This window comes from Globicatella sp. HMSC072A10 (assembly GCF_001811625.1).
Classification (GTDB): domain Bacteria; phylum Bacillota; class Bacilli; order Lactobacillales; family Aerococcaceae; genus Globicatella; species Globicatella sanguinis.
Genome location: NZ_KV805704.1, coordinates 1 through 14,434 on the forward strand (window position 1 = coordinate 1; position 14,434 = coordinate 14,434).

Consider the following 14,434-nt stretch of genomic DNA (forward strand, 5'->3'; position numbering starts at 1 on the left):
CTATAAATCCACACCAAAAAGTATAGAGCCAATTATACTTTCGCTTTCTTATACCATTATTTTTTATCGATTTCGTAAGTGCTTTTAAATATATTTAGAAAAACTATTGACAAGCGCAAAAGAAATCGTTATCATGTAATTGAAAGTTTAAGTTTAACGTTAAACCTAAATCGAAAAGTACTTAATTTTTATTAAGTACTAAATTTTATACCAAAAGGTTTAACGTTAAACCTAACAATTTGAAAGGGATGTGACAAAGTGAAAATCACTATTAAAGATATAGCGAAATTAGCGAATGTGAGCGTGACAACCGTTTCAAATGTCATGAATAACCGCACGAATAAAGTGTCTCAAGAGACAATTGATAAAATTAATAACATTATTAAAGAATATAATTATACTCCGAATATGAACGCAAAAGCATTAGTCAATTCATCTTCTAAATTAATCGGCTTGTTATTTTACACTGATCAAGAAATTTATAATTTTAACGACCCATTTGCTGGACAGTTGTTAGAAGGAATTGAAACTATTAGTCGTAAAGAGAATTATTTTGTTTTAATTCAAACCATTAACTCGGTCGACGATATTGGTGTCATTAGAAATAATTGGCAGTTCAGTGGTTTTATAGGAGTGGGGTTTAATCAGCAAACCATGATCGAGGCTATGAAAATTATTCAAGAACCTATTACCTTTATTGATACCTATTATGATGAAACTGAACTAAGAGAATTAAAAGATAAAGAGCATCTCTATTTTGTACGTTCAGATGATAAAAAAATAGCACATGATTTAGTCAGTCATTTGGTTTCAAGAGGACACCATGATATTGCATTCTTGACCTATCGTGTTAATTTAAACGAATATGGTGTTATTCAGGAACGTTTAGCAGGTTATCAAGAAGGCTTAGTTTCACATGGTTTAGCGTTTAATTCTAAGCATGTCTTTTATAATGATCAATTAGATAAAGTGATTGAACATATCGATCAATATTCCGCGATTATTGTAACAGCTGATTTACTAGCGATTCAGCTAATTTCTCAATTAAAAGAACAGGGCTATTCTTTACCGGATGATTGTTCGGTCATTAGTTTTGATAATATTCAGTTTTCAGAACTGATCTCACCTAAGTTAACAACGATGAATCTTTTCCAAAATTTAAAAGGCGAGATCGCCCTTGGTCAGATTATGGTGCCAATTAAAGGTACACCAAAAGAGAATATGCAACAGACCATTATTATGGATGGCGAATTAGAAGTAAGAGAAAGTGTTAAACAAATGTAGGAGGTTGAAAATGCAATTTATTGGCGAAAAGTATCGTATTTCATTACTGAGTAATGAAGTTGTACGTTTAGAATATTCAGAAATGGGAACGTTTGTTGATTCAAAAACCCAAAGTGTGATTAATCGTGAAATCGAACAGATAGATAAGATTGAATATAATGTTGTTGAAACTGAGGAGATTTTGGAAATTTACTCTCCTAAATTCCATCTTTATTACCAAAAAGAACAACCATTCTCTAAGAAAAGTTTATATATCGATTTTAATTTCGCTTTCTTACCCCATGGTAATCGTTGGTATTATGGTGATGGATTTATTAATTTAAAAGGGACAACGCGTACTTTAGACGAAGTAGATGGTGCGATACCTTTGGCAGACGGCGTGATGAGTTTTAAAGGATTTACCATTTTAGATGATTCCAACTCTCAATTTATAAATGAAGAAGGGGATATTGTTCGTAAGGATTTTGACTCGATTGATCTTTATGCGTTGGCATTTGGGCATGATTATAATCAAGGTCTGCAAACCTACTTTAAATTAACAGGTTTCTCACCAAAACTACCACGTTATGCATTAGGAAACTGGTGGAGTCGTTATTGGAAGTATACTGAAGAATCTTACAAAGAATTGGTCGAGACTTTTAAAGCGAAGAATATTCCATTATCTGTGGCAGTCATTGACATGGATTGGCATTTGACACAAATTCCGGAACGCTTTGGCAGTTCTTGGACAGGCTATACTTGGAATAAAGACTACTTCCCAGATCCCGAACGATTCTTAAAGTGGCTTCATGATGAAGGACTAGCTATTTCCATTAATCTTCATCCGGCTGATGGGATACGTGCTTATGAAGATTGTTATCCGGCTGTTGCTAAAAGATTAAATTTAAATACCGAGATTGAAGAACCTGCTATTTTTGATTTTACAGATGAGGCGTTTAGAGAGGCATACTTTAAAGATGTGATGCATCCATTAGAAGATCAAGGGATTGATTTCTTCTGGATTGATTGGCAACAAGGAACTGAAATTAATGGACTAGATCCGTTGTTACTGTTGAATCATTATCATTTTAAAGATATGGAAGAACGTGGAAAGGAACCCTTAATTCTATCACGTTATGCCGGACCAGGTAGCCATCGTTACCCAATAGGATTTTCAGGCGATTCATTTATTACTTGGGATTCCTTACAGTTTCAACCGTATATGACTTCAACCGCAACTAATATTGGGTATACTTGGTGGAGTCATGACATTGGTGGACATATGAATGGTTACCGTGATGATGAATTGATGGTGCGTTGGGTGCAGTATGGTGTGTTTAGTCCCATTAATCGTCTTCATAGTTCAAGTAGTCTATTTACAGGTAAAGAACCTTGGAGTTATCCGTTAATGGAAGAGATGATTATTGCGGATTATTTAAGAAAACGTCATGAACTATTACCTTATCTCTATACATTTAACGTATTAACTGCTGAAGAAGGCATTCCTTTAATTCGCCCATTGTATTATGAGGAATCTGATAATCTTGAAGTTTATAAATACGACAATGAATACTATTTTGGTACAGAATTGTTAGTGTTACCTATTACTTCGAAATTATTACCAGATGTTAAAATGAGTAAGGAAAAAATCTATTTCCCTGAAGGTGAATGGTACGATGTTCATACGAACTTAAGATATAAAGGTGGCGCATCACTCGATATTTATCGTGGTTTATCTGAAATGCCAGTGTTTGCGAAAGCGGGCGCTATTCTTCCATTGGATTTAGAACCCGTTGAGAATATGCGACATGATTTACCAACAGATATCACTTGGAAAATTTATCCAGGACCAAACAATCAATTTGAACTCATTGAAGAAGTAGACCATCATCGTGCTGTTACAACCGTTGTGGTAGAAGATGGCGTTTTAAGTTTAACGATTGATGATCCAGAAAACATTTTACCAGAAGGGCGTCAACATCATTTAGTATTCTCAGCGACAGAAGCATTTGAAGTTGAAGGGTATCCAGCGATAGCAGATGAACAATTGAATACGGTGACAATTTCAATGACGGATTCAGCAAAAATTGAACTGTTGGGATTTGAGAAAATTGAGAAGCAAGATATTGAGCAACGTCTATTTGAAATCTTGAACCAAGCCCAAGTAAAGTATTGGGATAAAGAAAAATTATGGTTTAAATTCCATGGGAATAAATCAGACTTACAATACTTATCAATTATTCAATCCATCGATTCAGAAGATCTAAAAGCAGCCGTATTTGAATTAATTTATATTTTAAATTCATAAAGGAGAGAACATTATGGGCGAAAGTTTGTTTCAAAAGAAATTAAAAGCTAGTTTACCATTATACTTATTAGCATTACCATCGATAATTCTCTTATTTATCTTTGCTTATATACCTATGGGTGGGATAGTCTTAGCGTTTAAAGACTATCTCCCTGCCTTGGGTGTATTTGATAGTCAGTGGGTAGGATTTAAACATTTTAAGCAATTTTTTAATTCTTATCAATTCCCAATTACTATAAAGAATACGTTAAAAATTTCTTTATATAGTATTTTGGTAGGGTTTCCACTGCCGATTATGTTAGCACTGATGGTTAATCAGATGCGTAATGGACGATTTAAAAAGGTGTTTCAAGTTGTAACTTATTTACCTCACTTTATTTCGACTATGGTTATGTGTGGGATGATTATTATGTTTCTATCCCCATCTAGTGGTCTGTTAGCTAATATTTTAGAAAAATTTAGTATTAAGTTACCTAATCTTCTTTCAAGCCCTAATCGTTTTGCAGATATTTATGTTTGGTCAGATGTTTGGCAACATGTGGGATGGGACAGCATTATTTATCTTGCTGCTCTTACAGGAATTGATCCAACGTATTATGAAGCTGCAACGATGGATGGTGCGGGGAAATTTAAGAAGATTTTACATATTGATATCCCATTATTATTACCTACTGCAATGATAATGTTAATTTTACGTATGGGAGGATTGTTAAATATCGGTTTCGAGAAAGCGTTTTTACTACAGAACACTATGAACTTAGCTGGTAGTGAAATTATCTCTACTTACGTCTATAAAATTGGGATGCAGAGTATGCAGTATAGTTTATCGACCGCTATTGGATTATTTAATACTGTAATTAATTTGATTCTATTGATTGGCGCGAATTGGTTCTCTAAGAAGACCACTGATTCAGGTTTATTCTAGGAGGTTTGACATGAAAGTTATTAAAGTGAAGAAAAAGAAAAAAACCTCAGAACGTGTCTTTGATTTTTTTGTTTATGCTTTTGCAATTGGTTTAATGTTATTAATTGTTTATCCACTTTGGTTCGTGATTATTGCTTCGTTCAGTGATCCGGCAGATGTAGCGAATGGTAATGTTTGGTTTTGGCCAAAAGTTTGGAAGTTGGACGGTTACGAAAAATTATTTGAACAAAGACTTATTTGGCGAAGTTATTTAAACACAATTTTTTATACTTTTGCTGGAACTTTGTTTGCTTTATTTGTTAATATTCCAGCGGGCTTTGTATTAACAAGAAAGGAGATGTTAGGTCATAAATATTTAGTTTGGTTTTATATTATACCAATGTTTTTTGGTGGAGGATTGATTCCAACATATTTAGTGGTCAATAAGTTAGGGTTAGTTGATACAATTTGGGTCATGATTGTACCGTTCTCAGTCTCAACTTTTAATATTATCGTGGTAAGAACATTCTTCCAAAATAATATTCCAGATGGTTTATGGGAAGCAGCTCAAATAGATGGTAGTGGTGTTATTCGCTACTTCTTCCAAATGGTGTTGCCTTTATCTAAAGCTGTTTTAGCAGTTATTGGATTATGGACAGCCGTTGGAATCTGGAACTCATGGTTTAATGCTTTAATATATTTACGTAATGAAGATTTACAACCTTTACAATTGATTCTACGTAGAATGTTAATCAATAATCAGGTACTAATGAAGAGTACATCTGCAGGGAATTTAGCAGCTGAATTAAGAGCTTTAGCTGATATGATGAAATATGCATCCATTGTGGTTTCGACAGCACCTATTATGATGTTATATCCATTTTTACAAAAATATTTTAATCAAGGTGTTATGATTGGTGCCTTAAAAGAATAGTTGCCTAATATTTTAAAATATAATTTGACAGGAGAAATAAAAATGAAAAAAACTTTAAAAAAAATGATGATTTTAATGTCTGCAGGAATGATGGTATCAGGTTTAAGTGATTTTACGACGGTATTTGCTCAAGATGAACAAGAATATACGATTGCAACTGTTCGTTGGTCGGATTGGGGAATGGATTTTACTAATGGATTTGTAACAGATAGTCAAAAAGATTTTGGATTAAAAGTTAACTGGGATGTTTATGTAAATGCTGATTGGGCAGATCAAAAAGCCGTATTAATGGCTTCAGGAGATATGCCGGATGCATTTTTAGGCTCCAATGCATTAGGAGATTCTGAAATCATGCAAAATGCAGCGATGTTTTTACCGCTAGAAGATTTAATTGCAGAACATATGCCTAATTTAACAGCTGCAATGGAAAAAGAACCAAAATTACGTGCAATTGCTACCGCGCCTGATGGTCATATTTATGGTTTGCCCACTAAATTACCAATGCGTCCAATTGTCGGTAATCAATTGTTTATCAATAAAACATGGTTAGATAATCTAGGATTAGAGATGCCACAAACTTACGATGAGTTTATTGATGTTTTACGTGCATTCCGTGATGAAGATGCAAATGGAAACGGAGATAAAGAGGATGAAATTCCATTTGGGGGAGGAAACTTTGATCCAATTTATACATTTATCTTACCATTTGGCGTTCGCCATGGTTATGAATATGACATGACCTTAATTGACGATAAACCTGCTTATACTCGTACTATGGAACAGTATAAGGAAGGAGTTGCTAAAATGCATGAAGCTTTTGAAGAAGGATTAATAGATCCAGAAATCTTTACTCAGGATACATCTATGGCTGAAGCAAAACGTCAAGATACCGAGGCAGCTCGTGTTGGAGTGTCTTCAGGCTGGACAGCTGATGCTTTATTTGGACAAAATTCTGATCAATACGTGGCACTACCAGCTTTAGAAGGTCCAGATGGCAATCGATACGTTGAATCTGATCCAGATCACTTAAATTATAACCGAAATGAATTTCTTATCTTAAAAGATACTGAAAATCCCGAAAAATTATTACAGTGGTTAGATACTTGGTATACAGAAGATGCTTCAATTCAAAACTTTTATGGAACTTTTGGTGTAGCAACTGAGAAAAAAGAAGATGGTACTTATGAAGTTTTACCTCCAGTTGGTGGAGAAACAGCCGATATTTCTGCTTGGGTAAACTCATTGCGAGATTTCGGTCCAAAATATATTGGGGACGATTTCAACGATAAAGTAAAGATTGACAATACACAAGGTGATGGATTGAAATTAGAATTAGATAAAGAATTGGCAGAGTTTGCATTACCAGCATTCCCACGTGTTTCATATACAGCTGATGAAATTGGTCGTTTATCTACGATGTACATCGACTTAAGTAGTTATGCCTCTCAAATGGCAACTAAGTGGGTGACCGAAGGTGGAGTTGAGGATGAATGGGAAACTTATTTACAACAATTAAATCAGATGGGATTTGAAGACTTCCAAGGGATTATGAATACAGCATTTGATCGTTACCAAGAAGCTTTAGGGGAATAAATATAAAAAAAGAGGTGAGAGAATGAAAGGTCTGTTCAAAATATTGAATGAGTTGTTTGATATGGTCATGTTAAATATCATTTTTATCCTTTCATGTCTGCCTTTGATTACTATCCCTATTTCATGGATAGCTTTGGTTTTAATGGAAATGGAAAGTGAGGGGATTTACGGCTATGTTTTCCAAGATTATATTAAATATTGGAAAAAAGTTATGAAACCGGTTATGAAGGTCATGTTTTTGGGCATAGTTGTATTATTACTTATTTTTGGAATGAATGTAGTATTCCCGCTTACTATATTAAAACAGGTTCAATTCATAGTAGGTTTAATATTATTATTGTTTATTCTTTTAATGCCATTAACCAATGGAAAGTTACAACTTGAGAATAAGGATTTATTGACCGTCTCTCTTTTTTTGATGACCAATTTTCCTTTGAAAGTAGTATTTCTACTGTTCATTAATGTTTTATGCTTATTTCTTTCAGTAACAACTTATTTAGGGTTCTATATTTCGCTTTCTATTTTTGTTTTAATTGGCTTCGTTATTTTAGCGAAATTTAATGCCAAACTCCTAACAAATATTCAGAATTCTATCGAAATTGAAGAGGTTAAGCCAAGCGATAGTGATAACAAGTTGTAGCAAACTACCAGAGTCGATCCCCTAGGTCGGCTCTTTTAATATCTATTTAGTGGTATTTTTTGTAATATAAAAGTGGAGTATTATGAACCAATTCGAAAGGGGTTATTTTATGACGTTAGTTCAAGCGAGTTTCTTTTCTAAAAACTTAAATAGACAGGTTTATTACAATGCGATGATTCCAAATACTCAGCAGCCATTGCGAACATTATATCTTCTTCATGGTTGGAGTGGGAGTCATGATGATTGGATTAAGCGTACGCGAGTGCTGGAGTTAGCTGAAAAATATCATATCGCGATAATTTTTCCCAATGGTGAAAATAGTTTTTATGTTGACTTTAGTGAAGCAGAATCATACGGTAAGATGGTAGCCGAAGACTTAGTTGCTGAAACGAGGCAATTATTTAATTTATCGGATAAGCGAGAAGATACTTGGATAGCTGGTTTATCGATGGGAGGTTATGGGGCTTTACGATTAGGATTTTTATACGGGCATATCTTTAGTAAAATTACGGGTATGTCGAGTCGTATTATTGCGAGAGGGATGGACGATCTTGATTATCAAGATTATCAACAACTGCCACCAACGCTCAAAAATATTTTCATTCGTAAAACACCTAGTGAAATTGAACAAGAGCTGGATTTAACTGTCTTAGCAAAGTGTGTTAAACAATGGCCTAAAATAGAACTATATTGCGGCAGAGAAGATGATTTTTATCAATATAACAAAAACTTTTACCACTGGTTAAAGCAAAAAAGTATAACAGTTAACTTTTATGAAACAGAAGGCGATCATAATTGGGATTATTGGAATCAAGTGATTGAGCCGGTAATTCAACAATTAGTAGCTGAATAATCGATAAAGTAAGCTGTCCAGAAGTATCATGATGTGAGAGGTTAGTTATTGATACACTATAGATGTTGGTTATCCGTGTCTGTGAAGTTATATTTTTAGCAAACGATAGGTTATTTTAAGCGAGAGTCACACTGCGGACTAAGGCGAAATAAATAACAGTGGTTACTGGTTAATCTCTTGTGTTATTTGTATCAATGATGTGCTGATTCTGTTATCGAACGCTTTAAAATTTATGAATATTAGTTTAATCATAATCCCTATAAATAAGTTAGTGAAACGTTTTATTTTAGGAAGTACTTCACAAACAATGCTGTTTTAATTAATAGTAAAATCTGTTATATTTTTAGTTTGTGTTTTAGTTATAAATGGGCTATAATGACAAATGAGTTAGCTAATTCAAAATAAAGAAATAGGGTGATTAATTGATTCAATTAGAGGGTGTTACGAAACGTTTTAATGCGAACCACACGACTCTTACAGCGGTGTCTGATTTAAATTTAACGATTAATCAATCCGAAATTTTTGGTTTAATCGGGCAAAGTGGTGCAGGTAAATCAACTGTGCTTCGATTTATTAATGGATTATTACAACCGGATGAAGGGCAAGTGATGGTCGATGGTAATCGGATTAATCAGCTATCAGAGGCCTCACTGCGTAAGGTGCGTAAAGATATCGCCATGGTTTTTCAACAATTCAATTTACTGGATAATTTAACAGTAGAAGAAAACATTTTGTTACCGTTAAAACTTCACACATTTGACAACCCTTTAACCATTGATCAAGTGTTGGAAGCGGTGGGATTGAATGATAAAAGACATCATTATCCAAGTCAATTGTCAGGTGGGCAAAAGCAACGGGTAGGGATTGCTAGAGCCTTAATCATTAATCCTAAAATAATATTACTTGATGAACCTACCAGTGCGTTGGATGAAATGACGTCTCAGGAAATTGTTCGTATTTTAAAAGATATTAATCAACAATATGCCATTACGATGGTCTTAGTAACGCATCAATTATCCATCATGAAGTCGATTTGTCAACGTATTGGTATCATGGAAAAGGGACGATTGATAGAAATTATTGAAAATCAACCGAACAATGAACTTTCACCTCATTCCAACTATTCACAATATGTTAAAGAGGTGTTAGCAGATGGATGAATTTTTAACGAGAATGACCAAATATTTACCAAAACTAGTTGAATCCTTGTTTGAAACGGGAACGATGATGCTGTTAGCTTGTGCTGCCGCCATCGTCTTAGGCTTACCTTTGGGGATTTATCTTTATTTAACTGCCAAACGTAAACCGCTTGAAAATCAATTAATCAATAATATATTAAACGCTTTTGTTAATATTGTCCGTTCGTTTCCATTTCTGTTACTAGTTGTCGCTTTACAACCTATTGTTAGGAAAGTATATGGACGCGCAACAGGCGATCCCATTGCCGCTTCGTTTCCATTAATGTTAATTGCAGTTGCCTTATATGCCCGTTTTGTTGAGCAATCTTTATTGGAGTTAGGTCCGGAGATTATTGAGACAGCTCGGTCAATGGGGGCAACGACATTTCAATTAGTAAGATATTTTTTAATACCGGAAACCAAGAGTTCTCTAGTGATTGGATTTACGACAGCTTTTGTAAGTTTTCTTTCGTATTCAACCATTATGGGAGTGGTTGGTGGTGGTGGTATTGGAGATTTTGCGATTCGTTATGGCTATCAACGCTATGAGACCGACATCATGTATATTGCGATTGTAGTCATGATTTTATTAGTGCAAATAATTCAATGGGTTGGTTTTAAATTAGCCAAACATTTTGATAAGCGTATAAATTAAGAGGGGGATAAAAAATGAAAAAACAGTTCAAATTATTTTTAGCAACAATGGGTGCGTTAAGTTTATTTAATTTACCAGCGGTAAATGCTGAGGATGAAGTGGTTATTAAAGTTGCTTCTCACTTACCACCGATGACTGATATTGTCGAAATTGCAGGGGAAGTTATTGAAGCACCTTACAAAATTGAATTAGTCGAAGTGTCAGACAATATCCAATACAATGAAGCATTATTCCATGATGAAGTGGATGCTAACTTTGCGCAACATGCCCCTTTTATGGAAATGTATAATGAGGCTAATGATGCAGATTTAGTAGCGGTACAAACCATTTATAATCCAGTTGTAGGTTTTTATGCGCCTGAGTACCAATCAATTGAAGACATTGAAGATGGGGCAGAAGTAGCGATTCCTTCTGATGCAACCAATATGGCACGTGCATTATTAATTTTAGATTCTTATGACGTTATCAAACTAAAAGAAGGAACAGATCATACCGCAACGATTGATGACATTGAAGAAAATCCAAAGAATTTAACCTTTACTGAAATTGATTTATTAAACTTAACTGCAGCTTATGAAGATGGGGTAGATTTAGTTTTCAACTATCCAACATATATTGCGAAAATTGGATTAAAAACAAGTGATGCTTTAATGTTAGAAAAAGATCCAGAGAATACCTTTGCTTTACAAGTGGTTGTCCGTGAAGAAGACAAAGATTCTGATGCTACTAAAGCATTAGTTAAAGCTTTTACTTCACAAGAAGTTTATGATTTTGTTGACGAATTATCTAAAGAAGGACATTTAATTCCAGCTTTTGAAGTAGCAGAATAAGCATTGTCAGTAAAATTTTAGATACAATAACACTTGCTTATGAATGTTGAATTTATTAATATAACAGCAAATTTGCAAGTAAGCCCATTGATAGGTAACGTAAACAATTTAGCGAGAGCAAAGACGATATAGCACAAAAGACTGCTATATTGTCTTGCTCTTTTTTGTTTGGTAATTGGTTTTGGCTTTTCATAAAATATAGGATTGATGTAAGATGTTGTCAGCGAGTTTAAATCTCAAATGAAGGGAGTGGGCAAGAAGTAGAAAATTGAATGAGTTTCACTTCGTCTGCCCATTCCCACTGCGCTCTAAAGAAATAAATGGAACCAAAAAGAATTGTTAAAGTTTATGCCTAGCCGTATATCTTTACATCAGGTTTACAAATTTTTTGACATGATTTTCACGCTAATTTAAAGATATTTAAAAAATGATGTGTTAAACTAATATTATCAGATTAAATGAGGAGACAAGTTTATGAAAAAGATTAAAATCGGCTCATCATCATTAGAGGCAAGTCAATTAGCTCATGGATGTATGCGTATGGCAAGTTTATCGACACAAGAAGCGGCCGCAGTCATTAAGGCAGCTTATGAAGTTGGGATCAATTTTTTTGACCATGCTGATATTTATGGTGGTGGACAATCGGAAGAAGTATTTGCGGCAGGATTAAAAGCTGCCGGCATTAAACGTGAGGGTATTATCTTACAATCAAAAGTGGGGATTCGTAAAGGGTACTTTGACTTCTCGAAAGAACATATTTTAGAATCAGTTGAGGGTATTTTAAAACGTCTTGATACGGATTATTTGGACTTTTTATTATTACATCGTCCTGATACATTAATGGAACCATTAGAAGTAGCGGAAGCGTTTAATCATCTATATGAAAGTGGCAAGGTCCGTTATTTTGGTGTAAGTAATCAAAATCGTGCACAAATTGAATTATTACAACATTACGTCGATCAAGCGCTCGATGTGAATCAATTACAATTTGGGCCGGCACATACACCGCTGATCGATGAAGGACTCAATGTCAATATGCTAAATGAACCATCCGTTAATCATACAGGAGGCTTATTGGAGTTCTGTCGTTTGCAACAAATGACGATTCAACCGTGGTCACCATTCCAAGTGGACTTGGGGCAAGGGTTATTTATGAAACATCCAAAATATCAAAAATTAACGACCACTTTAGGAATGTATGCTGAGCAAAAAGAGGTTTCATTTGAAGCAATGGTCATGGCCTGGATTTTACGTCATCCAGCTAATATGCAACCGATTGTCGGTTCAATGAACCCTGATAGAATTACGAAGATGGCGGCCGGAACCGAAGTAGCATTATCTAGACCAGAATGGTATGATATTTATTTGAGTGCTGGCAATGAATTACCTTAGAAGAAAGTAGGATTATGAATGTCGATTAAATTAGTAGCAATTGATTTGGATCAAACATTATTGAGAGCTGATAAGACTTATGATGTCGAACGATTTGAAGCGGTAGTGGAACAATTAACCCAACAAGGCGTGATGGTTTGTATCGCCACCGGCAATTCTTATCATAAGATTGTTGAGTTTTTCTCTCCATCCGTTTTAGAAAAGCTTCATTTAGCTGGTGATAATGGCAACTTTATAATGTGTGACCATGAAGTTGAGCAAGTAATCGGCATCGAACGTCAAACATTTTTAAAGCTTTGTGATTACTTTGAAGGAAAAGAAAACTTCTTTATTTGTATTAGTACTGGCGAGATTTCTTATATGAATGTCTCAGAGGGAATCGGTTTTGAAAAAATATTGAAATATAATAATGAATATAAAATTGTTCAAGATTTTTCAGAAATTCCTGAAGATCAAGTGGCAACTAAAATTGCTATTTTTAGTCCACGTTCATTAGCTCGTAATAAAGTCATTGCGAAAGAATTAAGTGATCAATTTGCAGATTTATCAGTGGTAACAAGTGGTGATGATTGGGTTGATGCTTACCATTATGAAGGTGGTAAAGGAAGTGCAATCCAATTTTTTAAAGAACGTTATCAAATTAAACCAGAAGAAGTGATGGCTTTTGGTGATAGTTTAAACGATGAGTCGATGATGAAGGAAGTTAAATATAGCGTCGCTATGAGTAATGCGGATACGGACTTAGCCTTGCACTGTCAATATAAAATCGGCTCGAATGAAGAACAAGCGGTTATCGATATTTTGGAGCGATTAGTCAAGGAACCCGATGCTCAATTTATGGATCAATATGAAATGAATCGTTAGGTGGAAATAAATTAATGGCGAGTAAAAAAGTAAAAAAACAAAAGAATAAGGATGCCGAGGATTTTGTAAAGGTAGATGCCTATATGATACCGGCTCCGCAGGCGGAAATGTACCGTGTTTTAAGAGAGGCAGTAGCAGAAGATTTAATTGAAGAACTGTCTAAACAATATCCGGAAGTTAAACGTATGACCGATGAAGATGAAGGCGAGGCGATTGTCGCGTTTACTGAAACGTCACAAGAGGCCTTACGTATATACCTCAATCCGACGAATATTTCGGCTGCACAAAAAGCCCGTGATAAAGATCAGATGGATAAATTTATCGAAAACTATTTTAATTAGTAGGTATTTTATTTTAAATCCGTTATAATAGAGTTAATCACAATTAAAGGAGTGTTTTTATGTCATTAGAAGAATTAGCAGGAAAAGCAAAAGAATTAGTTGGACGAGTAACAGGCAACAAAAAAACTGAAGTTGAAGGTAAAGTTGAAGCAACTGGAGCTAATTTAAAAAATAAAGCCCAAGATGCGATGGATAAAGCAGAAGCGACGAAAGAAGATGTTCAAGCTAAAGCAAAAGCAACTTCTACTGACTTAAAACATGAAGCAGCAGAAGCAGTTGAATCTGTAGCGCATGCTGCAGAAGAAGTAAAGGATGTTGTTAAAGGCGCTGTAGACGGGGTCAAAAACCTTATAGACAAAAAATAATTTTAAAAAAATGAGACTGGGCAGAAATCAATGTGAATGGCCCCGTACGGTAGATACTATAAATAATAAGTCTACTTTATGGGGAGCATCTCAATGATTTCTTTCCAGTCTTTTTTTATTAAGATGAACAAAAGCTCAGGCACTTTTAACCGGCATTTTATATTTTGATAATCGCTATTCTACAACGCACAGGGGCGATTGAAATGGAGAATAATCAATTTATTTTTTGCTTGATGTTGAGAAGAACTTTAAAAGTTCAGTTTGTTTGCATCAAATTGTTTTATAGCACAGTGGTTGAGTGGTCTCAATCTGCG

14 protein-coding genes are annotated in these 14,434 nt (G+C 34.6%); all 14 read left to right on the forward strand.

All coding sequences use genetic code 11. The annotated features are described in order from the left end of the window. The first annotated feature begins 258 nt into the window (after window positions 1–258). The 14 genes from HMPREF2811_RS04620 to HMPREF2811_RS04685 all read left to right on the forward strand — a co-directional run bounded on the left by HMPREF2811_RS04620 (window position 259) and on the right by HMPREF2811_RS04685 (window position 14,120). Entirely contained in the window at window positions 259–1,284 is a 1,026-nt protein-coding gene (locus HMPREF2811_RS04620; protein WP_071408301.1) for a LacI family DNA-binding transcriptional regulator, read from the forward strand. A gap of 10 nt (window positions 1,285–1,294) precedes the next feature. Next, window positions 1,295–3,571, forward strand: a complete 2,277-nt coding sequence (locus HMPREF2811_RS04625; RefSeq protein ID WP_084801942.1) for a glycoside hydrolase family 31 protein — start codon at window positions 1,295–1,297, stop codon at window positions 3,569–3,571. A gap of 13 nt (window positions 3,572–3,584) precedes the next feature. Beyond that, window positions 3,585–4,496, forward strand: coding sequence for an ABC transporter permease (locus tag HMPREF2811_RS04630; RefSeq protein WP_071408303.1), 912 nt, complete (start codon window positions 3,585–3,587; stop codon window positions 4,494–4,496). A gap of 10 nt (window positions 4,497–4,506) precedes the next feature. After that, on the forward strand, window positions 4,507–5,409 hold the full coding sequence (locus HMPREF2811_RS04635) for a carbohydrate ABC transporter permease (RefSeq protein WP_071408304.1): 903 nt from the start codon (window positions 4,507–4,509) through the stop codon (window positions 5,407–5,409). 42 nt (window positions 5,410–5,451) lie between these two features. Further along, window positions 5,452–7,002 (forward strand): type 2 periplasmic-binding domain-containing protein, encoded by a 1,551-nt coding sequence (locus HMPREF2811_RS04640; RefSeq protein ID WP_071408305.1) that lies wholly within the window; start codon window positions 5,452–5,454, stop codon window positions 7,000–7,002. 22 nt (window positions 7,003–7,024) lie between these two features. Continuing rightward, on the forward strand, window positions 7,025–7,642 hold the full coding sequence (locus HMPREF2811_RS04645; protein ID WP_071408306.1) for a hypothetical protein: 618 nt from the start codon (window positions 7,025–7,027) through the stop codon (window positions 7,640–7,642). Between the two features lie 109 nt (window positions 7,643–7,751). Beyond that, entirely contained in the window at window positions 7,752–8,495 is a 744-nt protein-coding gene (locus HMPREF2811_RS04650) for an alpha/beta hydrolase (RefSeq protein WP_071408307.1), read from the forward strand. 422 nt (window positions 8,496–8,917) lie between these two features. Continuing rightward, window positions 8,918–9,655: a methionine ABC transporter ATP-binding protein gene (locus HMPREF2811_RS04655; protein ID WP_071408308.1), complete on the forward strand. Its 738-nt coding sequence runs from the start codon at window positions 8,918–8,920 to the stop codon at window positions 9,653–9,655. Then, window positions 9,648–10,328, forward strand: a complete 681-nt coding sequence (locus HMPREF2811_RS04660) for a methionine ABC transporter permease (protein WP_071408309.1) — start codon at window positions 9,648–9,650, stop codon at window positions 10,326–10,328. Before HMPREF2811_RS04655 ends, HMPREF2811_RS04660 begins: the two co-directional genes overlap by 8 nt. A gap of 14 nt (window positions 10,329–10,342) precedes the next feature. After that, complete coding sequence (locus HMPREF2811_RS04665) at window positions 10,343–11,158, forward strand: MetQ/NlpA family ABC transporter substrate-binding protein (protein WP_071408310.1); 816 nt, start codon at window positions 10,343–10,345, stop codon at window positions 11,156–11,158. Between the two features lie 474 nt (window positions 11,159–11,632). Then, a complete protein-coding gene (locus HMPREF2811_RS04670) occupies window positions 11,633–12,550 on the forward strand; it encodes an aldo/keto reductase (protein ID WP_071408311.1) in 918 nt (305 codons plus the stop codon). A gap of 18 nt (window positions 12,551–12,568) precedes the next feature. Continuing rightward, window positions 12,569–13,414, forward strand: a complete 846-nt coding sequence (locus HMPREF2811_RS04675; protein WP_071408312.1) for an HAD-IIB family hydrolase — start codon at window positions 12,569–12,571, stop codon at window positions 13,412–13,414. Window positions 13,415–13,428: 14 nt separating this feature from the next. After that, a complete protein-coding gene (locus HMPREF2811_RS04680; RefSeq protein WP_071408313.1) occupies window positions 13,429–13,755 on the forward strand; it encodes a hypothetical protein in 327 nt (108 codons plus the stop codon). Window positions 13,756–13,814: 59 nt separating this feature from the next. Then, window positions 13,815–14,120: a CsbD family protein gene (locus tag HMPREF2811_RS04685; protein WP_071408314.1), complete on the forward strand. Its 306-nt coding sequence runs from the start codon at window positions 13,815–13,817 to the stop codon at window positions 14,118–14,120. Window positions 14,121–14,434 lie beyond the last annotated feature (314 nt).

Excerpts from the sequence above, each read along its gene's own strand:
- HMPREF2811_RS04625 (WP_084801942.1), top strand. The coding sequence starts at position 1,295 with ATGCAATTTATTGGCGAAAAGTATCGTATTTCATTACTGAGTAATGAA.
- HMPREF2811_RS04630 (WP_071408303.1), top strand. The coding sequence starts at position 3,585 with ATGGGCGAAAGTTTGTTTCAAAAGAAATTAAAAGCTAGTTTACCATTA.
- HMPREF2811_RS04635 (WP_071408304.1), top strand. The coding sequence starts at position 4,507 with ATGAAAGTTATTAAAGTGAAGAAAAAGAAAAAAACCTCAGAACGTGTC.
- HMPREF2811_RS04640 (WP_071408305.1), top strand. The coding sequence starts at position 5,452 with ATGAAAAAAACTTTAAAAAAAATGATGATTTTAATGTCTGCAGGAATG.
- HMPREF2811_RS04645 (WP_071408306.1), top strand. The coding sequence starts at position 7,025 with ATGAAAGGTCTGTTCAAAATATTGAATGAGTTGTTTGATATGGTCATG.
- HMPREF2811_RS04650 (WP_071408307.1), top strand. The coding sequence starts at position 7,752 with ATGACGTTAGTTCAAGCGAGTTTCTTTTCTAAAAACTTAAATAGACAG.
- HMPREF2811_RS04660 (WP_071408309.1), top strand. The coding sequence starts at position 9,648 with ATGGATGAATTTTTAACGAGAATGACCAAATATTTACCAAAACTAGTT.
- HMPREF2811_RS04665 (WP_071408310.1), top strand. The coding sequence starts at position 10,343 with ATGAAAAAACAGTTCAAATTATTTTTAGCAACAATGGGTGCGTTAAGT.
- HMPREF2811_RS04670 (WP_071408311.1), top strand. The coding sequence starts at position 11,633 with ATGAAAAAGATTAAAATCGGCTCATCATCATTAGAGGCAAGTCAATTA.
- HMPREF2811_RS04675 (WP_071408312.1), top strand. The coding sequence starts at position 12,569 with ATGTCGATTAAATTAGTAGCAATTGATTTGGATCAAACATTATTGAGA.
- HMPREF2811_RS04680 (WP_071408313.1), top strand. The coding sequence starts at position 13,429 with ATGGCGAGTAAAAAAGTAAAAAAACAAAAGAATAAGGATGCCGAGGAT.
- HMPREF2811_RS04685 (WP_071408314.1), top strand. The coding sequence starts at position 13,815 with ATGTCATTAGAAGAATTAGCAGGAAAAGCAAAAGAATTAGTTGGACGA.